The organism is Nocardia sp. XZ_19_369 (assembly GCF_015355715.1).
GTDB lineage: Bacteria > Actinomycetota > Actinomycetes > Mycobacteriales > Mycobacteriaceae > Nocardia.
This window is the reverse complement of the sequence record NZ_JACVED010000002.1, coordinates 940,461-963,624: the sequence shown is the minus strand read 5'-3', so window position 1 is coordinate 963,624 and position 23,164 is coordinate 940,461. Positions and strand designations below refer to the sequence as shown.

Genomic DNA, 23,164 nt, shown 5'->3' with positions numbered 1-23,164 from the left:
GGAACCGTTGTCGGAGGTGTGGGCCGGTGGTACTGTCCAGACACATGTCCAGTTATCTGCCTCCGCTACCCGGACGGCCCGAAATCGCTCGGGAGAACTTGTTCTCGAAGTGGGGGTGGTTGAAGTGACGGCCGCGTTGGAACCCTTGACGTTCGATCCCTACGACTACCGCTTCCACGAGGACCCGTACCCGACGTATCAGCGGCTGCGCACCGAGGCGCCGCTTTACCACAACGCCGAGCTGGATTTCTGGGCGTTGTCCCGGCACGCCGACGTGACGGCGGGCTTCCGCGACAGCGTCCGGTTGTCCAGCGCCAACGGGGTCTCCCTCGATCCGGCCGCCTGGGGGCCGCACGCGCACCGGGTGATGTCGTTCCTGGCTATGGACGACCCGCGGCACCTGCGCATGCGGCGGCTGGTCTACAAGGGGTTCACGCCCAAGCGGGTGGCCGAAATGCAGGGCCGGATCAAGGAATTGACGCTGTCCTACCTCGAACCCGCGGTCGCCACCGGCGCTTTCGACTGGATCGACGAGGTCGCGGGCAAGCTGCCAATGGACGTCATCTCCGAGCTGATGGGCGTGCCCGCGAGTGACCGCATCGAAATCCGCAGGCTCGCCGACCTCGTCGTGCACCGCGACGACGGGGTCCTGGACATCCCGCAGGCGGCCGTGGAGGCGTCGATCAAACTCCTCACCTACTACACCGAGATGGTGGCCGAGCGCAGGCGCACGCCGACCGACGATCTCACCTCGGCGCTGCTGGATGCCGAAATCGGCGGCGACACACTGTCCGACGAGGAGATCATCGGGTTCCTGTTCCTGATGGTGGTGGCGGGCAACGAGACCACGACGAAGCTGCTCGGCAACGCGCTGTACTGGGGCGCGCGCAATCCGGGGGAGTACGCCAAGGTCGCGGCGGAACCCGCGCACGTCACCGACTGGGTGGAGGAGACGCTGCGCTACGACACCTCCAGCCAGGTGATCGCGCGCTCGGCCACCGTCGATCTGGACTACTACGGCGACACCATCCCGGCGGGGGCCAAGGTGCTGCTGCTGATCGGCTCGGCCAACCGCGATCCGGCCGTCTTCGACGACGGCGACACCTACCGCATCGACCGGGCCGACAAGGCGGGCCTGGCGAGCTTCGGTGCGGGCGTGCACTACTGCCTCGGCGCGCACCTGGCTCGGCTGGAAGCAGCCGTCGCGCTGCGGGAGTTCGCGGCGCGGGTGCGGTCCTACGACGTCGCCGAGGCGGGCATCGCCCGGGTGCACTCCTCGAATGTGCGTGGCTTCGCGCACCTCCCCATCGTGGTGGAGGCGAAATAGTGGCGCGTTTCGAACCTCATCCCGCGCGCAGGCCGGTGCTGGTAGCCGGTGCGTCCTCCGGCATCGGTGCCGCCACCGCGGTCGCGCTGGCCGGCCTCGGCTATCCCGTCGCGCTCGGCGCGCGCCGGGTCGAGCAGTGCGTGGACCTGGCGGACAAGATTCGCGCCGACGGCGGCGAGGCCTTCGCGCACCGGTTGGACGTCACCGATGCGGCGTCGATCGACGAATTCGTGGCGGCCGCCGAAAACGCGCTGGGCCCCATCGAGATTCTGGTGTCCAGCGCCGGGGACATCGAGTTCTCGCCGGTGCACGAGATGGACCCGGAGCGGTTCCTGCGTCAGGTCCAGGTGCACCTGGTGGGCGCACATCGGCTGGTGCACCGGGTGCTGCCCGGCATGCTCGAGCGGCGCCGCGGCGACGTCGTGTTGATCGGCTCGGACTGCGCACCGGAGCCCCGGCCGCGGACCGGTGCCTACAGCGCGGCTAAAGCGGGGCTGGAGGCGATGGCCGTGCAGATGCGAATGGAGCTGGAGGGCACCGGCATTCGTGCGTCGGTGGTGCGTCCGGGCCCGACGCTCACCGGCATGGGCATGGACTCCACCCCGGAAGTCGTCGGGCCGCTGCTGAATGCGTGGAAGGACTGGGGTTTCGCGCGGCATCCGATCATGCTGCGTCCGCGCGACCTGGCTGCCGCGGTGGTGGCCGTCGTGTCCACGCCGCGCGGTGCGCACCTCGTACTGGTCGAGGTCCAGCCGGAGGCGCCGCTGCGGGAGCTGTCGAGCGAAGAAGGCGGGAGCCAACAGTGAGAGTCATCGCCGATCTGGACCTGTGCCAGGGCCACGCCGTGTGTCAGGACGAGGCGCCGGACGCGTTCCGGGTGCCCAAGCGCGGCAAGGTCGAAATCCTGGTGGACACACCGGATCCGGCGGCCCGCGCCGACGTCGAGCGGGCGGTCAAGTACTGCCCCACCCAGGCCCTGTCGATCGTTTCCACGGAAGGTGCACGGTAATGGCGAGTTTCGCACGCGACGAGCTGGACGAGATGGTCCGGCGGTGGCAGCTGGAGAACCAGCGCTGCGAGGAGAAGGGCGACTGGAAACCGCTGGCCGAGATGTATACCGAGGACGCCACCTACGGCTGGAACTACGGCCCCGCAAGAGAATTCATGGCGGTCGGGCGCGAGGAGATCCGCGATCTCGCCCTCGGGCAGGAGATGCAGGGGCTCGACGGCTGGACCTACCCGTACCAGGAGTTCGTCATCGACGACCGCAGCGGCACCGTCATCGGCTTCTGGAAGCAGATCTCCGAGGTGAAACGCCCCGACGGGCGCCACTATTCACCCGAGGGCATCGGCGGCAGCTGGTTCCGCTACGGCGGCGACTTCCAATGGTCCTGGCAGCGTGACTTTTTCGACTTCGGCAATGTCTCGCACATGTTCATGGAGATGATCACCGGGAAGGTGCTGCCCGCGGGCATGCAGCAGCGCATCGAACGGTCGGTGGCCGGCCCGCTGCCCGGCTGGTATCCCATCGGTCAGGCCCCGGCCTCGCTGTGGTGACACCGATGTCGAGTAACTTCGAGCAGCTGTCGCGGGCGCGGCTCGCGACGCTGCTGCCCGAGCTGCTGCTGTCCGGGCACCTGATCGACCGGTCCGGCATGGCGCACACCATCGCGGCCTTCGGCCGGACCGAGATGACCGCCGTCGCGATCGAGGAGTGGCAGCTCGCCAGCCCCGTCTACACCCGGCGCATGCAGCGGGCGTTCGGTTTCACCGGCGACGACGTGGTGACCATCTTCAAGGGTTTGCAGCTCGACATCGGCGCACCGCCGCAATTCATGGATTTCCGGTTCCGCGTCGATGACTGGGACCACGGCGAGTTCTGGCTCGACCACTGCGGTGCGCTGCTGGATGTGGAGCCGATGGGGGACGACTTCGTCGTCGGCATGTGCCACGACATCGAGGACCCGACCTTCGACGCCACCGCGCTGGCCACCAACCCGCACGCCCAGGTCCGGCCGATCCATCGGCCGCCACGCCGCCCGGCCGACCGGAAACCCATGTGCGCGTGGACGGTCACCATCGATGCCGCGCACGTCCCGCCGCCGGTGCCCGCCAACGCGGACCTGGTGGCGGACTCCGCGGCCGCGCGACTGGAGCTGGCCGACATCGACCCCGACGACGAGGGGCAGGCCGACTACTCGGGCCCGCTGCTGAGCGATCTGCGCTTCGCGGACTTCTCGAAGTCGGCGCTGGTCCGCCTGGCGGACGAGGTGTGCCTGCAACATCATCTGCTGGCCCTGGGTTTCCTGATCGCGGTGCGGGCCCGGCTCGAGCCGGACGCGGCGATCGAGATCGGCCGCAAGCAGTTCGCGGGCATCGCCGGGCTCACCGCCGAAAGGTTGCGCAAGGCCTTGCCTCTCGGCGACGACATGGCTTCGCTCGCCACCGTGCTGCGCTTGCATCCGGCGTGGAACCCGCTGTCCTATACGGGTGTTCGCGTGCTGGAGACCGAGGACAACGTCCAGCTGACGATTCCGCGCGACAGTGGCGCCGTAGCGGACGGTGTCTGGCCCGCGCTGATCGATGCCGAGCATCTCGCGCCCATCGACGCGATGGCCCGCGGCGTGAACCCCCGATTCGCCGCGCGCACCACCGATTCCAGCGAGCGTGCGCTGACCATCGAGATCACTCGCACGGACGAGTCGTTCCGCGAGTCGTCGGAAGTCGCGCTGACCCGCTTCAGTGGCGGCGCCGCCTTTACCTTCACCGATCGCGGTATCCCCTTGCCGCTGACGGTGGTGTGACGAGTATCGAGAGAGTTGATTCGCCGTGGCCCGTAACTTCGCCGACCTGTTCGAACATTCCGTCGACGCGATGCCCGATCGGGTCGCACTGCGCGAAGGCGACCGCAGCCTGACCTTCGCGGAGCTCGACGCGCGCGCGAATCGGCTTGCCGCGCACCTGTTGTCGGCCGGTCTGCGCGCGGGTGCCCACATCGGGTTCCAGATGCACAACGGCATCGAAACGATGGAGACGCTGCTCGCCTGCTTCAAGATCCGCGCCGTCCCCATCAATATCAACTACCGCTACGGCGTCGAGGAGCTGCGGTATGTCTACGACAACGCGGACCTCGCGGCGCTGGTCTATCACGCCTGCTACGCCGAGGCGGTGCACGCCGCCGCGGCCGGGGTGCCGTCGCTGCGGCATCGGATCGTAGTGCAGGACGGCACCGTCGCACCGGTCGACGCCGTGCACTACGAAGACGCCCTCGCCGCGGGTTCGGCCGAGCGGGCCTTCCCGGAGCGCAGCGCCGACGACCTGTTCATGATGTACACCGGTGGTACCACCGGGCTGCCGAAGGGCGTGATGTGGCGCCAGGAAGACATGTGGCGGGTGCTCGGCGGCGGCATCGACTTCTACACCGGCGTTCCGGTGGCCGACGAGTACGAGCAGTCCCGGGTCGGCGCGCAGGGCCAGCAGAGCACCTGGTTCGTGCTGCCGCCGCTGATCCACGCCGCCGCCATGATGCCGACCTTCAACGCGCTGTGGTCCGGTAACGCGGTGCTGTTCGAACCACGGTTCGATGCGAATCGAGTGTGGCAGGCAGTCGTTCGGCACCGCCCGCAGGTCATGGTCATCACCGGTGACGCCATGGCGCGGCCACTGATCGACGCCTACCGGGCCGCGCCCGTCGACGCGACGGGATTGATCGCCATCGGCTCGGGTGCCGCGTTGCTGTCGCAGCCGGTGAAGAACGCACTGCTGGAACTGTTTCCGTCGTTGGTCGTCACCGACTCGATCGGCTCGTCGGAAACCGGTTTCGGCGGAATAGGTTTCGCGCAGAAGGACGACAACCCCGGTCGCGGGCCGCGCGTGCAGACGGGGCGGGGTTCGGTGGTCGTGGACGACGACGGACGTCCGGTGCGGCCCGGCGAGGAAGGGTGGCTGGCGAAGACCGGGTCGGTGCCGCTCGGCTACTACAAGGATCCGGTGAAGACGGACAAGCTGTTCAAGACGGTCGACGGTGCGCGCATCGTGGTCACCGACGATCGGGCGCGGATCGAGGCGGACGGATCGGTCACGCTGCTCGGCCGCGGCAACATGGTGATCAATACCGGCGGCGAGAAGGTGTTCGTCGAAGAGGTCGAGGGCGTGGTCAAGGCGCACCACGGGATCTATGACGCGGTGGTGGTCGGTGTTCCGCACGAGCGATGGGGCTGGCAGGTCGCCGCGGTGGTCTCCGTCGCCGAACCGGTCGACTTCGCGGCGCTGGCCGAGCAGGTGCGGCAACATCTCGCGGGATACAAGGTGCCCAAGAAGATCTGGGTGGTCGAGAGCGTGGTCCGAGCCCCCAGCGGCAAACCGGACTATCGGTGGGCCACGGCCGCCACGGCCCAGCGTGCCCCGGACTACAGCGCGGACTGACCCATGAGCCTGCGCGAACGCCCACCCCACACAACAGGAACGTGTTCTAATTCGGTGGCAAGGTCCGGCCCGATACCTGCGGCGATGCCGCATGTCATGGAGAAGTCCCGATGAGTACTGAGACGAAGAAGAACCCAACGGCGGCGCTGCCCGCACGGATCACCGGTGCATTGATCGACCGGTTGACCGAGCTGATCGTCGCCGACGGTACCGCCGCACCGTACTCGATGACGGAGGTCTATACCGGCGCATCGGTCGGTGAGCTCCCGCAGTCCACCCCGGCGGACGTGCGCGCCGCCGCCACGACGGCCCGTGCGGCACAACAGGAATGGGCCGCGCTGCCGCTGCGCAACAGGCTGCGTGTCTTCGAGCAGATGCACGAACTGATCCTGGGCGAGGTCGAGACGATCGCCGATCTCATCCAGATCGGCTGCGGCAAGACCCGGCGGATGGCCGTCGAGGAGTCGTGCGACGTGCCGATGGTCATCAGCCACTACCTGAAAACCGCACGCCGCGTGCTGCGTTCGAAGCGCCGCGGTGGCCCGATGCCGATCGTGACCACCTCGACCGAGGAGCACCGGCCCAAGGGGCTGGTCGCGGTCATCGCGCCGTGGAACTTCCCGTTCGCGATCGCGCTGTCCGACGCGATGCCCGCGCTGATGGCCGGCAACGGCGTAATCCTCAAGCCGGACAACAAGACCGCGCTGTGCGTCCTCTACGGCGTCGAGCTGCTGCACCGGGCCGGACTGCCGCGCGGACTCGTCCAGGTCGTCTGCGGTGAAGGCCCGGACATCGGACCCACCCTGATCGACAGCGTCGACTTCGTCATGTTCACCGGCTCGACCGCCACCGGCCGCGTGGTCGGCGAACAGGCCGGGCGCAACCTGATCGGGTGCAGCCTCGAGCTCGGTGGCAAGAACCCGATGCTGGTGCTGGACGACGCGAACCTCGACGAGGTGGTGCCGGGTGCGGTGTTCTCGGTGTTCGCCAACTCGGGCCAGGCGTGCATGCACATCGAGCGGATCTACGTGCACCGCAGCCGCTACGACGAGTTCGTGCGCCGATTGGTCGCGGCCGCCGACGAATTGAACAGCAAGATCGGTGCCGCGTACGACTACACGCCGGAATTCGGCTCGCTGGTCTCCGAGCAGCACCGGGATCGGGTCGCCGCGCACGTCGAGGATGCCCGTGCCAAGGGTGCCACCGTGCTGACCGGCGGTAAGGCGCGTCCGGACATCGGTCCCGCGTTCTACGAGGCGACCGTGCTCACCGGTGTCACCCCGGAGATGACGCATGCGACGCTGGAGACGTTCGGCCCGGTGGTGAGCGTGTACCCATACGACGACGAGCAGGAGGCCATCCGGCTCGCCAACGACACCGAGTACGGCTTGAACGCGAGCGTGTGGAGCCGAGACCTGAACCGCGCCAACCGCATTGCCGCCCAGCTGCAAGCGGGCAACATCAACATCAACGACGGCTTCGTGGCGACCTACGCCGCCAAGGGCACGCCGTCGGGTGGGGTGAAGCAGTCCGGCGTCGGCACCCGGCACGGCGATCAAGGCCTGCTCAAGTACACCGACACGGTCAACGTCGGCGTGCTCAAACGTCAGGTGCTGTCGGCCCGCTCGGGCCAGCCGTATGAGAAGCAATTGAAGATGACGCTGATGTCCTTGCGGCTGATGCGCCGAACCAGGCTGCGCTGAACCCGATTCGGCGCGGTTCGCAGCACCACCTGAGGAGGTAGCCGTGGCGACACCGTCGTTGCCGGCCGGATTCGACTTCACCGATCCGGCCCTGTGGGAGACGCGAAGGCCCGTCGAGGAGTTCGCGCTGCTGCGCCGCACCGCGCCGGTCTGGTGGAATCCGCAACCCGACGACCACTCCGGTGGTTTCCGGGACGGCGGCTACTGGGTGGTGAGCAAACTCGACGACGTGAAGGAGGTCTCGCGGAACTCGGAGCTGTTCTCCTCCGAGCGGAAGGGCTCGATCATCCGGTTGTCCGACGACATCACGCCGGAGCAGCGGGCCGCGTCGAATGTGCTGCTGGTGAACATGGATCCACCGAAGCACTCCAAGTTCCGCAAGATCATCACCAAGGGTTTCACCCCACGCGCGGTGGAGGGTTTACGCGCGGCCTTGACCGAACGCGCGCATGCCATTGTGCACGAGGCGAAAAAAACGGGCGGCGGGAACTTCGTCGAACAGGTCGCCTGCGAGCTGCCGTTGCAGGCGATCGCCGAGCTGATCGGCGTGCCACAGGCGGACCGGCGCAAGCTGTTCGACTGGTCGAATCAGATGCTCAGCTACGACGACCCGGATTACGGTGATCCCGCGCTCGCCTCGGCCGAAATCCTCGGTTACGCCTGGAATCTGGCCGAGGAGCGGCGCGGCAGCCCGGCCGGGGATATCGTGTCCGAACTCGTGCACGCCGATGTCGATGGGGAGTCGCTCGGCTCCGACGAATTCGGCTTCTTCGTCATTCTGCTGTCGGTGGCGGGCAACGAGACAACACGCAATGCCATCACGCACGGCATGAAAGCGTTCGTGGACCATCCGGAGCAGTGGGAGCTCTACAAAGAACAGCGTCCGCGCACCGCGCCCGACGAGATCGTCCGGTGGGCGACGCCGGTCACCGCGTTCCAGCGCACCGCCACCGCGGATACCGAGATCGGTGGCACCCGGATCCGGGAAGGCGACCGGGTCGGACTGTTCTACGGCTCCGCCAACTTCGACGAGGACGCCTTCGCCGATCCGTTCACCTTCGACGTGCTGCGCGACCCGAATCCACATGTCGGTTTCGGCGGCACCGGCGCGCATTACTGCGTCGGCGCGAACCTGGCCAGGCTGGAGATCGACCTGATGTTCAACGCCATCGCCGAGGCCATGCCCAAGATCACCGAGGTGGCAGATCCGGTACGGTTGCGGTCGGGGTGGATCAACGGAATCAAGAATTGGCAGGTCCGATACGAATGAGTCTTCGAGACGTACCGCTGCAGACGCTGAGCGGGGCATCAACGACCCTGTCCGAGCTGGTCGGCGACAAGGTGGTGCTGCTGGTGAACGTGGCCTCCAAATGTGGGCTGACGCCGCAGTACTCCGGGCTGGTCGAACTGCAGAAGTCCTACGGCCCACGCGGTTTCAGCGTGGTCGGGGTGCCGTGCAACCAGTTCATGGGCCAAGAGCCGGGGTCGGCCGAGGAGATCCAGGAATTCTGCTCGACCACCTACGGCGTCGATTTCCCGCTGCTGGACAAGGCCGACGTCAACGGGGAAAACCAGCACCCGCTGTACCGGACGCTGGTCGAAACCCCCGACGCCGACGGCGCGGCCGGTGACGTGCAGTGGAACTTCGAGAAGTTCCTGATCGACCGCGACGGCAAGGTGGCGGGGCGGTTCCGGCCCACCGTCGGCCCCGACGCGTCGGCGCTCGTCGCATCGATCGAATCTTTGCTCTGAGTGCACCATTCGATGGTCCGCTAGTTATAAGTAGTCAACGACTACACTTTGTGTCATGACAGAAACTTTGTGTCGATGAGTTTCCGTTCGCGCTCTTATCACCACGGCGACCTGCGCGCGACGCTGTTGCAGCGGGCCGAGGTGACACTGCGCGAATCCGGCGCCGACGGGCTGTCGTTGCGGCAGCTCGCTCGGGACGCCGGGGTCAGTCATGCGGCGCCGAGCCGGCACTTTCGGGACAAGCAGGCGCTGCTCGATGCGCTGGCGTTGAGTGGCTTCGAGCGGCTCGCGCAGGTCTACCAAGGTGCCGTGGTACCGGGGACGTTCGCGGAGCGGCTCCATGCGATAGCGCGGGCTTATCTGACGTTCGCGATCGAGAATCCGGAGTTGCTCGCGGTGATGTTCGCGCGCAAGCACAGTCCTGATTCGGGTGCGGAGATGGCTGCCGCGGTGGCGCAGGCCTTCGCGGTGCCGATGGCGACGATCGCCGAGGGGCAGGCGCGGGGAGAGGTCGCGGCCGGCGATCCGATGCGGATCGGTATGCCTGCCGTCGCGGCGCTGCAAGGTCTCGCCACGTTCGTCGGCTCGGGATTCGTTACCGGGGAGAACCTGGACGAACTGCTGACCGACACCATCGCCCAGCTCATGGCCGGGCTGCGACCTCGCGACTGACGTATCGCAGCCCCAATCACCAAAGGGTCAGACGGTGGACGGTACTCGGGTCAGCTGCTCGGACAATTCCCACAGCCGACGGGCCAGCTCCGGGTCGCTCGCTGCGGCGGTGCGGCCGACCAGGACCGGGTGGCCGCGGTATTCGAGCAGGCCGTCGGGTCCGACGTAACTCGCCGGCGGTAGGTTCTGGCTGGCGGCATAGAGAGTGGGCAGCGCACCGGTAGCCGCGTCCTGCGCCAGTAATTTATTGCCGAGATGCATCACGGTGCCGAGGAGTCGATTACCCGAATGGCTCTGTAGGTTCGTCGCGGCCCAGCCGGGGTGTGCGCTGTGTGCGCGGCGCGATCCGGTTGCGGTCAGCCGTCGCTGTAGTTCGAGGGTGAACAGCAGATTGGCGAGTTTGGACTGGGCGTATGCGCCCGCCGCGCTGTAATTGCGGGTCTCCCAATTGAGGTCGTCCAGGTCGATGGTGCCGCGGCGGTGGGCCTGCGAGGAGACGGTGACGACGCGGTCGGTGATATGCGGCAACAGCAGGTTTGTCAGCGCGAAGTGGCCCAAATGGTTTGTGCCGATCTGGCTTTCGAAGCCGTCCTTGGTCCGTCCCTCGGGGACGAGCATGATGCCCGCGTTGTTCACCAGGACGTCGATATCGCCGGTCCAGTCGTCGGCGAAGCGCCGGATCGAGGTCAGGTCGGCGAGGTCGAGGGCGCGGACTTCGGTATCGCCCGCGATCTGGCCGGCCACCTCGCGGCCGCGGGCGACGTCGCGCACGGCGAGTACGACGCGGGCGCCCGCGCGCGCGAGTTCCCGGGTGACGACCAGACCCAGTCCGCTGTTGGCGCCGGTGACGACGACTCGGCGTCCGGCGAAGGAAGGTAGATCGTTCGATGTCCATCGGGTATCGGTCATATCCGCCAATGTAGGCGCTGCCTACAAAGTAGTCAACGTCAACATAAATTGGTGCGCGAGGCCTCGGCCGACCGGCCGGTCAGCGTTGCCGTCTGCGGTAGCGCACGGTGCACGGTTGCATCAGCTGCACCACCATCTTGCTGTGGTCGTTGCGGTAGCTCGCCGAGGGCTGCGCCATCTCGAACTCCCAGTCCCGCAGCAGGATCGAGAAGATCGCCTTCAGCTGCATCAGGGCGAACGGCGCGCCGACGCAGCGGTGTCGTCCGGCGCCGAACGGGATCCAGGTCCATCGGTTGACGATGTCCTCTTGCCTCGGGTCGGCGTAGCGGCCGGGGTCGAACAGCTCCGGATTCGGAAAGTCCTCGGCGATCCGGTTGGAGATCGCGGGGGTGGCGGCGACCAGGTCGCCCGGGGCGATGTGGTGCCCGCACACGTCGAAATCGCCGCGGGCCACGCGCATCAGCACGATCAGTGGTGGGTGCAGGCGCAGGGTCTCCTTGAGCACCGCTTCCAGGTTGGGGATCTGGCGTAGTGCGCCGAAACTGATGTCGGAACCGTCGGCGTACAGGTCGTCGAGTTCGGTGACCACCCGGCGCAATTGGTCGGGGTGGCGGAGGAGTTCGATCACCGTCCAGGCCGCGGTGCCCGAGGTGGTGTGGTGCCCGGCGAACATCATCGAGATGAACATGCCGGTGATTTCGCTGGCGCTGAACCGCGGGGTGCCGTGCTCGTCTTTGATGGAGACCAGGACGTCGAGCATGTCCCGATCGTCCTTGCCTGCCGGGGGATTGGTGGCGCGGGTGTCCATGATGCCCTGGACCAATTCGACGAGTTCGGCTCGGGCGGCGTCGCGGCGGCGGAAGCTTTCGATGGGGGCGTAGGGGTCTACGTAAGCCAGGGCGTCGGTGCCGCGCTCCAGGTCGTGGTAGAGCCGGGCGAATCGTTCGTCCAGCTCGTCGCGGAACTTGACGCCGATCAGGCAGGCGGAGGAGGTGTAGATGGTCAGTTCGGCGAAGAAGTCGAGCAGGTCGATCTCGCCCGCGTCGCCCCAGCGCGCCAGCATCCGGTTCACCTCGCGGGCGATCGTCGCGGCGTGGCCGCGCATCTGCTCGGCGCGTAAGGCCTGGTTGTGCAGCATCTCCTTGCGGCGTTCGGGCGGTGCGTCGAAGACGACGCCCTCGCCGAAGATCGGTTTCATGAACGGATACGCGGCCGCCTGATCGAGATCCTCGTCGCCGGAACGGAAGAAGAACTCGTTGGCCTCCGCACCCGACAGCAGGATCACCTGTCGTCCCGCCAGGTCGAAGGACCCGACATCGCCGCATTCCGCACGCACCCTGCGCATCAAGCCGATGGGGTCGGTTCGGAATTCCGGCAGGTGACCGAGATCCTGTTGTGCACCCGAAACTCGTTGCGGCGTAACCAGAGTCATCGGAAACCCTCCCGGGGATCGTGGTCCGAACCTATCATGGACACGTGTCTGGACATTACTACGACACAGGTGACCGGGCAAGATGGTCGCTGTGGTCGGCCATCCGGTTGAAGCTGGCCGGTGCCGCCATGGTTGTCGTGCTCGTCGCCATAGTCGGTGTGGCGCTGTCGATGTTCACCGGCCGGTATGTCGCGACGGCCACCGTGACCGTGGACGCGCCGCGCAGCGGACTGGTGCTCGACCCCGCGGCGAAGGTGAAACTGCGCGGGGTGGAGATCGGGCGGGTGGAGTCGGTGGGGCGGACGGGCGGCCGGGTGCAGTTGCGGCTCGCGCTCGATCCCGAGTCGCTGCCACTGGTTCCGGCGAATGTGCGGGTGGACATCCGCTCCACCACGATCTTCGGCGGGAAGTACGTGAACTTCGTTGTCCCGCCGCAGCCTTCGGCCGACCGGCTGCGTGACGGTGCCACCGTGCACGCGGACGCGGTGACCGTCGAATTCAACACGCTGTTCGAACAGCTCACGCGGATCCTGGCGCAGATCGCGCCGGAGCGGCTCAACGCCACCCTCACCGCCCTGTCCACCGCACTCCAGGGCCGCGGCGAAATACTCGGCGATCTGCTGGCCCGCGCGGCCACCTATCTGCGCGACATCAACCCCAGTCTGCCTGCCCTGCACCGCGATACGATCGCCGCGGCCGAGGTCACCGCCCTCTACGCCGACACCGTCGACGACCTGTTGCGCACCACGACCAACGCCACCACCACGAGCGCCACCCTCATCGATCAGGAAGCCGACCTGGACGCGGTGCTGCTGAACGTCATCGGACTGGCCGACACCACCCACGCCGTCCTCAGCGAAAACGAACACCACCTCGCCACCACCCTGGACCTGCTCCGCCCCACCACCGGCTTGCTGAACACCTACAAGCCGGTACTGAACTGCCTCGTCCTCGGCCTGGCCGAAACCCTCCCTGACGCCGAATCTTTCGTCGGCGGCATCCAACCGGGCGCCGTCTTCAACGCCGGCTTCATGTACGGCGGCGAGCCCTACATCTACCCCGACGACCTCCCCAAGGTCAACGCCACCGGCGGCCCCCACTGCACCGGCATCCTCGACCGCATCCCCGGCTCCCACGCCCCCTACCTCGTCACCGACACCGCCGAAAACACCCCCTACGCCCCCTCCACCACCCTGAAATTCAACGCCCCCAAGGTCTTCCAAATCCTGTTCGCGGGTCTACCAGGAGTCTCACCCCCGTGATGTGTTGTGAGCGTGCAGGATCAGTGCATGGGGCAAACCACATTGGAGACCGAGCGACTGACGCTGGTGCCGCTGCGCGCCGAGCACACCGACGCCGTCGTCGAGGTCTTCGCAGACAAAAGCATGAGCACCTACCTAGACCTCGACATCAGTGCTCCGGACAACGCGCGGGAAATGATGCGGCAGCGGCTCGCCTTCGACGGGCCGCCCGGGATGGGCCACTGGGCCTTCCTGCAAGGTGGCACCGTCGTCGGCATCGGCCACCTCCGCCCGTCGTGGGAACTACCCGGCGAGCTGCCTGAAATCGGCTGGTATCTCAGCCCGACCTACGGCGGGCGCGGACTCGCCACCGAGGCCGCAGCCGCCCTCCTCCACCACGGCCTCGCCGACCTTGCCCTGAACTCGGTCTGGGCCCTCGTCCACGTCGACAACAAGCCCAGCCTCCAACTCGCGGCCCGCCTGGGCTTCCTGACCGTAGGCACCGGCGTCCACTACGGCGCCGAGCATCGAGTGCACGTCGCCTTGCCCCGCTGAACGCAACAGCCGCACCGACTCTCGGGATCCGCACTGGCTCTGGGGGTCCGTGGTGGGTGCGGATCCCGAGAGTCGGTGCGGGATTCCGCTAGTGCGGGGGCAGTCCGCCGCACAACACGGATCCCAGGGCGAGGGGCCCGGGGTCCGGGTGTCGCCGTTACCGTGCCGCGCGGACGGAGAGTGCGGCTGCGAGTAGCACCGTCACCCCTTCCGCGATGGCCGTGCCACCGAGCGCGTGCGACGCCGACAGTGTTGTAGTGCCCGCCAGGCCGAGGAACAGGGAGCCGAACGAGGCGATGCCGACTACGATTCCGAGCTGCACATTGGTCACCAGGATTCCGCTGGCGTCCGCAGCCAGGCTCATGGGCACCTTGGCGAGGGTGCGCGTCATCAGCGGGCTGAACGCGAGACCGTTGCCGACTCCGCACACGCCGAGCAGCGTCAGCACGAGCGGTCCTACGTCGGCACCGTTGCGCAGCAGCGCGCCCACGGCGACCATGCTCGCGGCGGCCAGCACGAGGCCGAGTGGAATCATGGTGGCGTGGTAGCGATCTCGGATGCGTTCCCAGTTCAGGCCGGTGACGGCGAACGTGACGCCCATCGGAATGAACAGCAGCCCGGCGTGCAGCGCGCTGTACCCGAGGGTGCTCTGGAAGTGGATGGCCATCACGAACATCCAGCCGCCGAACGTCGCCATGATCACGAACAGCGTCGCCGCGGCGAGCAGCAGTCCCGGTGCGGCGAGCACCCGGTGCGAGAACAACGGCTCGCCACCGCGCGCCGCCACGGCCCGCTCGATCCCGACGAACGCCGCGAAGGCAACCACGCAGGCGCCCAACGAGATCCAGGCCCACATCGGCCAGCCGAGTTCGCGACCCAGCACCAGCGGCAGCACGAGCGTGAGCACGGCGGCGGTGAGCACGGTGAGCCCGGCGAGGTCGAGCTTGCGGTCGAAACGCTCGGTCACGGTGGGCAGAATCCGCGGCGCCAACACCAGTAGCACCACCCCGATCGGCACATTGACCAGGAACACCCCGCGCCAGCTGCTACCCCACAGATCGGCGCTGACGATCAAACCGCCCAGCACCTGCCCGGCGACCATGCCGCCGGAGATGATCGCGGAGTACACGCTGAGCGCCTTGGCTCGCGCATTGCCGGTGAAGGTGCGCTGGATGATCGTCATGATCTGCGGCACCATCGCGGCCGCCCCGACACCCTGCGCGAACCGGAACACGATGAGCGACGCCTCGTTCCAGGCCAGCCCGCAGACCAGCGAGGCGAGCGTGAACAGGGCCAGTCCGGCGATGAACATCCGCCGCTGACCGAACCGATCGCCGAGGCGCGCGCCGGTCACCAGCAGTACGGCGTAGGCGATCACGTAACCGGCCACGATCAGCTGCAATGCCGCGCCGGAGGTGTGCAGGGAACTGCGAATCGACGGAATCGCGACGTTGACGATGGCGGCGTCGAGAACGGCCATGAATTGACCGGTGAGGATCACGATGAGGATGGCCAGGGTGCGCCGCGCACCGTGCGCGGCGGGTGGAGCGGCCGGGGGAGTAGCAACCGGCTGTGCGGCTGCCGAATCCGGCGACAAGATCTGCGTCATGTAATGAGCTTGCGGGCTCGGCAGCACCAGTAACAGGAGCCCATTGAAACTGGTATCGGCAACACCTGGATAAACCGATTCGGGCATTCGGGAGTTTTCACTCGTGCAAAAGCGGGCTACGGTCGACTGTGATGCACGCCACTTGTTCGGTCCCCGGAGCAGCGTCTTCCCGGAAATACTTAGACAAGCTAACCTGTTTTAAAGATGCAGGGCGTTTCTACTTTGTCAACGAGGGAGATTTGCCATGGCGGTTGATACACGGGACGAGCGGCTACAACGCCGGATCGCGGAGTTGTTTGCCGAAGACGAACAGGTCAAGGCCGCGCGGCCGGATGAGGCGGTGTCCGCGGCGATTCGAGAACCCGGCTTACGCCTGGGGCAGATCATCGCCACCGTGATGGACAACTATGCCGACCGCCCCGCCGTCGGGCAGCGCGCGTTCGAACCGGCCACCGATCCCGCGACCGGACGCACCTCGTTGCGGCTGCTGCCCAGGTTCGACACGATCACCTATCGCGAGCTGTGGCAGCGCGTCGGTGCGGTCGCCGCAGCCTGGCAGCATGACCCCGAGAAGCCCTTGCACGCAGGCGATTTCGTCGCCACCATCGGCTTCACCAGCATCGATTACGCGACGCTCGACCTCGCGACCACCTACCTGGGCGCGGCCAGTGTCCCCTTGCAAGCCGGCGCGGCGGTGCCGCAGCTGACGGCGATCCTCACCGAGACGGCACCCCGGGTGCTCGCGTCGACTCCGGAACACCTCGGCGCGGCCGTGGATTGCCTCCTCGCGGGCACCTCGCCGGAGCGCCTGGTGGTGTTCGACTACCACCCCGAAGACGATGACCAGCGCGCCGCCTTCGACACCGCCCGCCGACGCCTGGCCGACGCGAATAGTTCGGTGATCCTCGAAACACTCGACGCGGTGCGCGAACGGGGCGCCGCGCTGCCGCCCGCGACGCTGTTCGTCCCCGCCGCCGACGAGGACCCGCTGTCGTTGCTCATCTACACCTCCGGCAGCACCGGCACGCCGAAGGGCGCGATGTACACCGAGCGGTTGCTGAGCTCGACCTGGCACCCGGCAGCCACCGGGGTGGCGATCAATCTCAATTACATGCCGATGAGTCATATCGCCGGCCGTCTGTCGCTGACCGGCGTGCTCGCGCGCGGCGGCACCGCGTACTTCGCGGCCAAGAGCGACATGTCGACGCTGTTCGAGGATCTGGCCCTGGTGCGCCCCATCGAGGTGTTCTTCGTGCCGCGCGTGTGCGAGATGATCTTTCAGCGCTACCGCAGCGAGATGGATCGCGCCTCCGGTGCGGGCGTCGACCCGGTGGAACTCGATCGCGCGGTGAAAGCCGATCTGCGACAGAACTTCCTGGGCGGCCGCATGCTGGGCGTGGTCGTCGGCAGCGCACCGATCAGCGCGGAGATGCGCACCTTCATGGAGTCCGTCCTCGACCTGCGGTTGCACGACGGGTACGGCTCGACCGAGGCAGGCGTGAACGTCCTGATGGACAACCGGGTGCAGCGGCCGCCGGTGCTCGACTACAAGCTGGTCGACGTGCCCGAGCTGGGCTATTTCCGCACCGATCAGCCACACCCGCGCGGTGAATTGCTGGTCAAGACGTCGAACCAGATTCCCGGGTACTACAAGCGGCCCGAGGTGACCGCGGAGGTCTTCGACGAGGACGGCTTCTACAAGACCGGTGACATCGTGGCCGAGCTCGGGCCCGATGAGCTCATGTATGTGGACCGGCGCAACAACGTGCTGAAGCTGTCCCAGGGCGAGTTCGTCACCGTCGCCCACCTCGAGGCGGTCTACGCGAGCAGCCCGCTGATCCGCCAGATCTTCATCTACGGCAACAGTGAACGGGCCTACCTGCTCGCGGTGATCGTGCCCACCGACGACGCGCTGCGCGATCGCGACCCGGAAGCCTTGAAAACCGCACTGGCCGCATCCATTCAGCAGCTGGCGAAGGAATTGGACCTACAGTCGTACGAGATTCCCCGCGATTTCCTGATCGAGACCGAGCCGTTCACCACGGACAACGGTCTGCTCTCCGGGATCGGGAAGCTGTTGCGCCCCAAGCTGAAGGAACGCTACGGCGCTCGCCTCGAACGGATCTACTCCGAGCAGGCGGAGCGGCAGACCGAGGAGATGCTCGAGCTGCGCCGCGAAGCCACCGAACGTCCGGTGCTCGACACGGTGACGCATGCGGCACGGGCCATGCTCAACATCTCCGCCGCCGACCTGCGGCCCGACGCGCACTTCACCGACCTGGGCGGCGATTCCCTGTCGGCACTGTCGTTCTCGAACGTGCTCAACGACACCTTCGGGGTCGAGGTGCCGGTCGGTGTCATCATCAGCCCGGCGAACAACCTCGCGGAGATCGCGAAATACATCGAGGCGCAACGTGGTCCGGGGGCGAAGCGGCCGTCGGTCATCTCGGTGCACGGCGGCGGCGCACAAATCAGCGCGGCCGACCTCACCCTCGACAAGTTCATCGATGCCCGAACCCTGGCTGCTGCCAACAGCATTCCGGCCGCGCCCGTTCCGGCACAGACGGTCCTGCTGACCGGCGCCAACGGTTACCTCGGTCGCTTCCTCGCCCTGGAATGGCTGGAGCGGCTGGAAAAGACTGGCGGCACGCTGATCTGCATCGTGCGCGGCAGCGACGCGGCCGCGGCGAAGGAGCGGCTCGACGCGGCGTTCGACAGTGGTGATCCGGAACTGCTGGAGCACTACCGGCGACTGGCCGCAGGGCACCTGGAGGTACTGCCCGGTGATATCGGTGACCCGAATCTCGGTCTGGACGAACAGACTTGGCAACGGCTGGCCGGCACCGTCGACCTGATCGTGCACGCCGCCGCACTGGTCAATCACGTGCTGCCGTACAGCCAGCTGTTCGGGCCCAATGTCGTCGGCACCGCGGAGATCATCCGGCTGGCGATCACCGGACGGCGCAAGCCGGTCACCTACTTGTCCACCGTCGGAGTGGCCGATCAGGTCGACCCGGCCGCGTTCCAGGAGGACAGCGATGTCCGTGAGATGAGCGCCGTGCGCGCCGTCGACGACGGATACGCCAACGGCTACGGCAACAGCAAGTGGGCAGGCGAGGTGCTGCTGCGCGAGGTGCACGATCTGTGCGGGCTGCCGGTGGCGGTGTTCCGTTCGGACATGATCCTGGCGCACAGCCGGTATGCGGGGCAGCTCAATGTCCAGGACATGTTCACCCGGTTGGTCCTCAGTCTGGTTGCCACCGGTGTCGCGCCGCACTCGTTCTATGTCACCGATGCCGCCGGAAACCGGCAGCGGGCTCACTACGAGGGCCTGCCAGCCGATTTCACCGCGGCGTCGATCACCACGCTGGGGGTCCAAGCCGTCGACGGCTTCCAGACCTACGATGTGCTGAACCCGTACGACGACGGCATCTCCCTGGACTCCTTCGTCGACTGGCTCATCGAGTCGGGCCTGCCGATCCAGCGGATCACCGACTACGACGAGTGGTTCAGCCGGTTCGAGACCGCCATTCGTGGTCTGCCGGAGAAGCAGCGCAACGCCTCGGTGCTGCCGTTGCTGCGGGCCTACAATCGGCAGCGCCCGCCGGTTCGGGGTTCCCTGCTGCCGGCCAAGAAGTTCCAGGCGGCGGTGCAAACCTCGAATATCACTGCCGAGCGCGACATTCCGCATCTGTCCTCGGCGCTGATCGAGAAGTACGTGCGGGATCTCCGGTTGCTGCAGCTGCTCTGAATCCTCAGTAGGAGAGTAGGATTCGCAGTCCGTCGGAGACCAGGCCGTGTACGGATGTTGCCCGGCGAAATCGGGACAGCGGCGAGATAGGGACCGGGTGCCCTTCTCGCCGCTGTCGTATCTGTTCGATCAGCTCGGCGGGGACATGAAACCGGTCCAGCCGGGACAAGGCTTCTCGCTTGGTGATCAACTCGTTGGTCGCCAAGGTGACCTCGGCGCGAGCGAGGGTGAACAGGCTCAGGTCGATGTAGCTGTCGCGCAACCAGATCCACGGACGGTGCAGCGCGGGCACCCAATACCCGCTGAGGTCACGGCGGACCGCCTCGGCCAGTTCTGCCGCGGTGACCTGCGGGATCAAGACCTCCGGGGATTCCCCGAACACGGCAAATCCGAAGCGTAACAACTCCGCTCGGGCAATCCCGGTGAGCGGTCGCTCGAAAAGCATCTGCGCGGCCCACGTCATATGCGGTGTCTCGACCGCACCGAGCTCGTCCACCGGTACGTAGACACAGTGCAGCTTCGCGGCCGCGGGACGGCGGGCGATGAACCCGCGATGGAACTGCGCGATCCGGCGCCGCTGCTCGTCGCGCAACGGCCGTTCGAGCAACGCCACCAGGTCGTAATCGCTGACCCCGTGCCGATAATCACCGCTGGCGAGCGAGCCACCCACCTGGAGCGCGACGACGTCGGCGACGGACCTGATCTCCGTGGCGAATTCATCGAGTACGGCTGCGGCCTCCGGCGGCACACTCATCTCTGTCTCATCTCACTGTTCGCGCCTCATCGGTGACCTCGACGCCTTCGCGGCGGAGCCTGAGCAGTAGCACTCCGGCGCAGACCAGCACCACGGCATACACGATGACAAAGCTGTTGATCAGAAGCTGCGCACCCGGCCACCACGGCGGAAACAGGAACAGCCCCACCACCACATAGTCGGGGTCGTACTCCCACGTCCACGCGCCGATCGATACGAACAGCGCCGCGACCACAATCCACCAGCGCCACTGTGACTGCGCCTTGTGCACCAGGTAGACGAACAGGGGAACGAACCACACCCAGTGGTGGTCCCAGGAGAACGGGGACACCGCGCAGGCCGTGAGACCGGCGAGCGTCACCGCGAGCAGCCGTTCGCCGCGCTGGTGCAGACCCGCCGTGATCGCCAAGCTCACCAGTGCGACGGCCCCGGCGAGCAGCACCCAGAGCCAGATCGGCGCCGGGTGGTGGGTCAGGTGTGCGATGGCGCCGCGCAGGGATTGATTGGACGGGTGCATGTCGTCCGCAATCCGATTGGACTGGAAGAACGTCGACGTCCAGTACTGCCGGGAATCGGTGGGCAGCACTATCCAGGCGAGGACGATCGAGGCGACGAAGACCGCGACCGCGGTAGCCGCCGAACGCCACTGGCGCAGCGCGAGGAACTGCACCACGAAGTAGCTGGGGACCAGCTTGATACCGGCGGCCAGTCCGACGCCGATGCCGCGCAGCTTGCTGCCCTCGGCGCGGGAGAAGTCCCACAGCACCAACAGCATCAGCATCAGGTTGATCTGCCCGTAGAACAGCGTGGTCCGGACAGGCTCGATGAACACGCACGTGATCGCCAGTAGCGCACTGACAGCCGCGAGCCGGGCGGTGATCCGGTAGCCGAGGATGCGCCAGCTGATCAACACACAACCGAAGAGCGCCAGCAGGTTCAACACCAGCCAGGTATCGGCGACGTACAACCATGGGATCGCGACAATAGGGATGAAGGCGATGGTGGAGAAGGGCGTGTAGGTGTACAGGAGCCCAGCGATGGTCGGCTCGGTATAGAGCGGCAGTCCGTGCAGGATGCGCCAGGCGCCGTCCCGATACACGTGCACGTCCAGCCCGCCGTCCAGGATGCCTGCCCGCTCCAGCCACGGGTCGACCGTGGTGAACAGCAGGATCACCGCGAGAGCAGCGCTTGCGGCCAGTAGGAAAAGTGTTGGGCCCGTGCGTGGAAATTCCAGCATGCGGGACTTGGGCACAAGTGATGAACCTACCGAATAACTCGAGCTCGAGCACGCCCCGGGTCTCGGGTGTTGGCGCGTCGCTGAATCGTTACCGCTACCGGGTGGTGTGCGACTGCGTCCTAACAGGTCCAGGGAAGAACATGTTGGTGCGTGCTTGGTAGTCGCGATAGTCCGGTCGCTTCTGGACGCTGTAGTACTCGGCGGGGATGGCGCCGGTGTAGGAGACCAGGCACCAGTACATGGTCAAGGAACACCCGACCAGGCCGAGAGCGAGCAGTGCCGCGCTGTACGGGTTGGTCCGGCCGAAGTGGTCGACGAGTTCGGGCAGGCAGATGAGCGCAACGGCGGTCCACTGCATCCACTGGAAGAAGTAGTTGGGGTGGCGGCTGTACTTCCACAGGCCGACATCGCAGCTGCGTTTGACGCCCGCAGTGGCCGACGCCGCCGCGAACCGCAGCTTCTGCATGTCCGCGGTGGATTCCAGCGCCCAGGAGCAAGCCCACAGCACGAATCCGGCCACTGTGACTACGGAGAAGGCTGGATTGTCTGCGGACACGGCCAGCGCGGCGGGTACCGCGAGCACCGTGCAGTTCGCCCAGCCCTGCACGAGTACCTCCGCGACCAGGTCGACGCGTTCGCTGCCGAGTGACGTGCGGCGCCAGCGCAGCCGCTGGAAGCGGTATCGGGGCAGCTCCTTGCCGAATTCGCCTGCGCGCCAGAGGGCCAGGGCGGCCAGCCCCATGCGGCCGCCGACAACCAGATAGAAGCACGCGATCACACCGGTGAACAGCGAGAGCTCGCCGAGTACCAGTACTTCCACGCCGAGCACGGTCAGACCCCACGGCCAGGCGATATCGACGTAGCTCATCCGGAGCGTGCGCCAGGCAGGCAGACACGCGACGACGAGGAACAACGCCAGCTGTGCCACGGCATTGACGATCGCGAACGTGCGGGTGGTCTCGTCGGCCAGCATCGCGACGAAAATCGGGACGCTGACTATCGACGCCAGGAACCTCTTGATCGGTCGCTGGACTTGGGTGTCGGCCACGGGGTGCCTCCTGGTTGGGATACCTCGGAGGTTATTCCAAGTCGATCGACTTAACAAGTCGAGTGACATGTATTGCTAGCATGGGCGGGTGAGCAGCGCGAAGCGAACGCAGGCCCAACGACGAGCCGAGACCGTCGACGCACTGCTCGACGCGACCCTCGCCAGCCTGATCGAGGTCGGCTATGCCGGGACCTCGACGCGCGGCGTCGCCGAGCGGGCGGGCGTCAGCCAGGGTGCGCAGCAGTACTACTTTCCGTCGAAGGCGGCGTTGGTCGACGCGGCGATATCGCGCCTGGGTGAGCAGTTGTTCGTCGAGTTCGCCGCGGCTCCGGAGCCGGACGCCACCGAACGCGAGATCGCCGCCGCCATGTTGGACGGCCTCTGGCGCCTGCATCGCCTGCCCATCACGCCCGCGGTCTTCGAGCTGTTCAACGTGGCTCGCACCGATAGCGAAATCGCGCGCAGCGCAGTCGAACTGACGACCATCGGGATGCACACCTTTCGCCGGAAGGCCAAGGAATTGCTACCCACCTATGCCGCGTCGGCGGGCTTCGACAGCCTGCTGGACATGGTGGTGGCGACGGTGCGCGGCATCGCGCTCGCGGCGTCGATTCCCGGCGCGGCGCCCGAATGGTCCGACTGGACTGCGATTCGCCCGCATCTGCTGAACTGCCTGGACGCGCTCGATTACCCGGGTGGGCACCAGGATTCGGGCGACCCACGGTAGCTCAGCGCTGAAACGGGTACTA

General features: G+C 66.8%; 20 protein-coding genes. 14 read left to right on the top strand and 6 right to left on the bottom strand.

The window, feature by feature from the left end; translation table 11 throughout:
* Nucleotides 1-124: 124 nt before the first annotated feature.
* The 10 genes from IBX18_RS10400 to IBX18_RS10355 all read left to right on the top strand — a co-directional run bounded on the left by IBX18_RS10400 (nucleotide 125) and on the right by IBX18_RS10355 (nucleotide 9,879).
* A complete protein-coding gene (locus tag IBX18_RS10400) occupies nucleotides 125-1,327 on the top strand; it encodes a cytochrome P450 (RefSeq protein ID WP_194833482.1) in 1,203 nt (400 codons plus the stop codon).
* A complete protein-coding gene (locus IBX18_RS10395) occupies nucleotides 1,327-2,133 on the top strand; it encodes an SDR family oxidoreductase (RefSeq protein ID WP_194833481.1) in 807 nt (268 codons plus the stop codon). Before IBX18_RS10400 ends, IBX18_RS10395 begins: the two co-directional genes overlap by 1 nt.
* Complete coding sequence (locus IBX18_RS10390) at nucleotides 2,130-2,336, top strand: ferredoxin (protein ID WP_107656548.1); 207 nt, start codon at nucleotides 2,130-2,132, stop codon at nucleotides 2,334-2,336. The genes IBX18_RS10395 and IBX18_RS10390 overlap by 4 nt, the downstream gene beginning before the upstream one ends.
* Nucleotides 2,336-2,884 (top strand): nuclear transport factor 2 family protein, encoded by a 549-nt coding sequence (locus tag IBX18_RS10385; RefSeq protein ID WP_194833480.1) that lies wholly within the window; start codon nucleotides 2,336-2,338, stop codon nucleotides 2,882-2,884. The genes IBX18_RS10390 and IBX18_RS10385 overlap by 1 nt, the downstream gene beginning before the upstream one ends.
* A gap of 5 nt (nucleotides 2,885-2,889) precedes the next feature.
* Entirely contained in the window at nucleotides 2,890-4,131 is a 1,242-nt protein-coding gene (locus IBX18_RS10380) for a hypothetical protein (RefSeq protein ID WP_194833479.1), read from the top strand.
* Between the two features lie 25 nt (nucleotides 4,132-4,156).
* A complete protein-coding gene (locus IBX18_RS10375) occupies nucleotides 4,157-5,752 on the top strand; it encodes an acyl-CoA synthetase (RefSeq protein ID WP_194833478.1) in 1,596 nt (531 codons plus the stop codon).
* A gap of 110 nt (nucleotides 5,753-5,862) precedes the next feature.
* On the top strand, nucleotides 5,863-7,455 hold the full coding sequence (locus IBX18_RS10370) for a succinic semialdehyde dehydrogenase (RefSeq protein WP_194833477.1): 1,593 nt from the start codon (nucleotides 5,863-5,865) through the stop codon (nucleotides 7,453-7,455).
* 43 nt (nucleotides 7,456-7,498) lie between these two features.
* Nucleotides 7,499-8,725, top strand: coding sequence for a cytochrome P450 (locus tag IBX18_RS10365; RefSeq protein WP_194833476.1), 1,227 nt, complete (start codon nucleotides 7,499-7,501; stop codon nucleotides 8,723-8,725).
* Nucleotides 8,722-9,207 carry a glutathione peroxidase gene (locus tag IBX18_RS10360; RefSeq protein WP_194833475.1) on the top strand — a complete coding sequence of 162 codons (486 nt, stop codon included), beginning with the start codon at nucleotides 8,722-8,724 and terminating at the stop codon, nucleotides 9,205-9,207. Before IBX18_RS10365 ends, IBX18_RS10360 begins: the two co-directional genes overlap by 4 nt.
* 75 nt (nucleotides 9,208-9,282) lie before the next feature.
* Complete coding sequence (locus IBX18_RS10355; RefSeq protein ID WP_194833474.1) at nucleotides 9,283-9,879, top strand: TetR/AcrR family transcriptional regulator; 597 nt, start codon at nucleotides 9,283-9,285, stop codon at nucleotides 9,877-9,879.
* A 27-nt stretch (nucleotides 9,880-9,906) separates the two neighbouring features.
* On the opposite strand, the gene IBX18_RS10350 is transcribed toward IBX18_RS10355, so the two are convergent.
* Both IBX18_RS10350 and IBX18_RS10345 read right to left on the bottom strand, forming a co-directional pair.
* Nucleotides 9,907-10,788 carry an oxidoreductase gene (locus IBX18_RS10350; protein WP_194833473.1) on the bottom strand — a complete coding sequence of 294 codons (882 nt, stop codon included), beginning with the start codon at nucleotides 10,786-10,788 and terminating at the stop codon, nucleotides 9,907-9,909.
* Nucleotides 10,789-10,867: 79 nt separating this feature from the next.
* On the bottom strand, nucleotides 10,868-12,220 hold the full coding sequence (locus IBX18_RS10345) for a cytochrome P450 (RefSeq protein WP_194833472.1): 1,353 nt from the start codon (nucleotides 12,218-12,220) through the stop codon (nucleotides 10,868-10,870).
* Between the two features lie 128 nt (nucleotides 12,221-12,348).
* On the opposite strand from IBX18_RS10345, the gene IBX18_RS10340 reads away from it, so the two are divergent.
* Together IBX18_RS10340 and IBX18_RS10335 are read left to right on the top strand one after the other, a co-directional pair.
* Entirely contained in the window at nucleotides 12,349-13,482 is a 1,134-nt protein-coding gene (locus tag IBX18_RS10340; RefSeq protein ID WP_194833751.1) for an MCE family protein, read from the top strand.
* A 27-nt stretch (nucleotides 13,483-13,509) separates the two neighbouring features.
* Complete coding sequence (locus IBX18_RS10335; RefSeq protein ID WP_194833471.1) at nucleotides 13,510-14,016, top strand: GNAT family N-acetyltransferase; 507 nt, start codon at nucleotides 13,510-13,512, stop codon at nucleotides 14,014-14,016.
* A 157-nt stretch (nucleotides 14,017-14,173) separates the two neighbouring features.
* On the opposite strand, the gene IBX18_RS10330 is transcribed toward IBX18_RS10335, so the two are convergent.
* Nucleotides 14,174-15,625: an MFS transporter gene (locus IBX18_RS10330; protein WP_228540633.1), complete on the bottom strand. Its 1,452-nt coding sequence runs from the start codon at nucleotides 15,623-15,625 to the stop codon at nucleotides 14,174-14,176.
* A gap of 244 nt (nucleotides 15,626-15,869) precedes the next feature.
* Between IBX18_RS10330 and car the strand changes: the two genes are divergently transcribed.
* Nucleotides 15,870-19,376 (top strand): carboxylic acid reductase, encoded by a 3,507-nt coding sequence (gene car, locus IBX18_RS10325; protein ID WP_194833470.1) that lies wholly within the window; start codon nucleotides 15,870-15,872, stop codon nucleotides 19,374-19,376.
* 4 nt (nucleotides 19,377-19,380) lie between these two features.
* Here the strand turns inward: car and IBX18_RS10320 are convergent, their stop codons facing one another.
* From IBX18_RS10320 to IBX18_RS10310, 3 genes are all read right to left on the bottom strand, one after another.
* Nucleotides 19,381-20,130: a nucleotidyltransferase domain-containing protein gene (locus IBX18_RS10320; protein WP_194833469.1), complete on the bottom strand. Its 750-nt coding sequence runs from the start codon at nucleotides 20,128-20,130 to the stop codon at nucleotides 19,381-19,383.
* A 7-nt stretch (nucleotides 20,131-20,137) separates the two neighbouring features.
* A complete protein-coding gene (locus IBX18_RS10315) occupies nucleotides 20,138-21,382 on the bottom strand; it encodes a glycosyltransferase 87 family protein (protein ID WP_306796217.1) in 1,245 nt (414 codons plus the stop codon).
* A 79-nt stretch (nucleotides 21,383-21,461) separates the two neighbouring features.
* Nucleotides 21,462-22,415, bottom strand: a complete 954-nt coding sequence (locus IBX18_RS10310; protein WP_194833468.1) for a DUF1295 domain-containing protein — start codon at nucleotides 22,413-22,415, stop codon at nucleotides 21,462-21,464.
* 88 nt (nucleotides 22,416-22,503) lie between these two features.
* Between IBX18_RS10310 and IBX18_RS10305 the strand changes: the two genes are divergently transcribed.
* Nucleotides 22,504-23,142: a TetR/AcrR family transcriptional regulator gene (locus tag IBX18_RS10305; RefSeq protein ID WP_194833467.1), complete on the top strand. Its 639-nt coding sequence runs from the start codon at nucleotides 22,504-22,506 to the stop codon at nucleotides 23,140-23,142.
* Nucleotides 23,143-23,164 lie beyond the last annotated feature (22 nt).

Coding starts and splice junctions, on each gene's coding strand:
- IBX18_RS10340 (WP_194833751.1), top strand. CDS start 12,349: ATGGTTGTCGTGCTCGTCGCCATAGTCGGTGTGGCGCTGTCGATGTTC.
- IBX18_RS10320 (WP_194833469.1), bottom strand. CDS start 20,130: ATGAGTGTGCCGCCGGAGGCCGCAGCCGTACTCGATGAATTCGCCACG.
- IBX18_RS10330 (WP_228540633.1), bottom strand. CDS start 15,625: ATGACGCAGATCTTGTCGCCGGATTCGGCAGCCGCACAGCCGGTTGCT.
- IBX18_RS10355 (WP_194833474.1), top strand. CDS start 9,283: ATGAGTTTCCGTTCGCGCTCTTATCACCACGGCGACCTGCGCGCGACG.
- car (WP_194833470.1), top strand. CDS start 15,870: ATGGCGGTTGATACACGGGACGAGCGGCTACAACGCCGGATCGCGGAG.
- IBX18_RS10385 (WP_194833480.1), top strand. CDS start 2,336: ATGGCGAGTTTCGCACGCGACGAGCTGGACGAGATGGTCCGGCGGTGG.
- IBX18_RS10335 (WP_194833471.1), top strand. CDS start 13,510: ATGGGGCAAACCACATTGGAGACCGAGCGACTGACGCTGGTGCCGCTG.
- IBX18_RS10345 (WP_194833472.1), bottom strand. CDS start 12,220: ATGACTCTGGTTACGCCGCAACGAGTTTCGGGTGCACAACAGGATCTC.
- IBX18_RS10360 (WP_194833475.1), top strand. CDS start 8,722: ATGAGTCTTCGAGACGTACCGCTGCAGACGCTGAGCGGGGCATCAACG.
- IBX18_RS10350 (WP_194833473.1), bottom strand. CDS start 10,788: ATGACCGATACCCGATGGACATCGAACGATCTACCTTCCTTCGCCGGA.
- IBX18_RS10370 (WP_194833477.1), top strand. CDS start 5,863: ATGAGTACTGAGACGAAGAAGAACCCAACGGCGGCGCTGCCCGCACGG.
- IBX18_RS10380 (WP_194833479.1), top strand. CDS start 2,890: ATGTCGAGTAACTTCGAGCAGCTGTCGCGGGCGCGGCTCGCGACGCTG.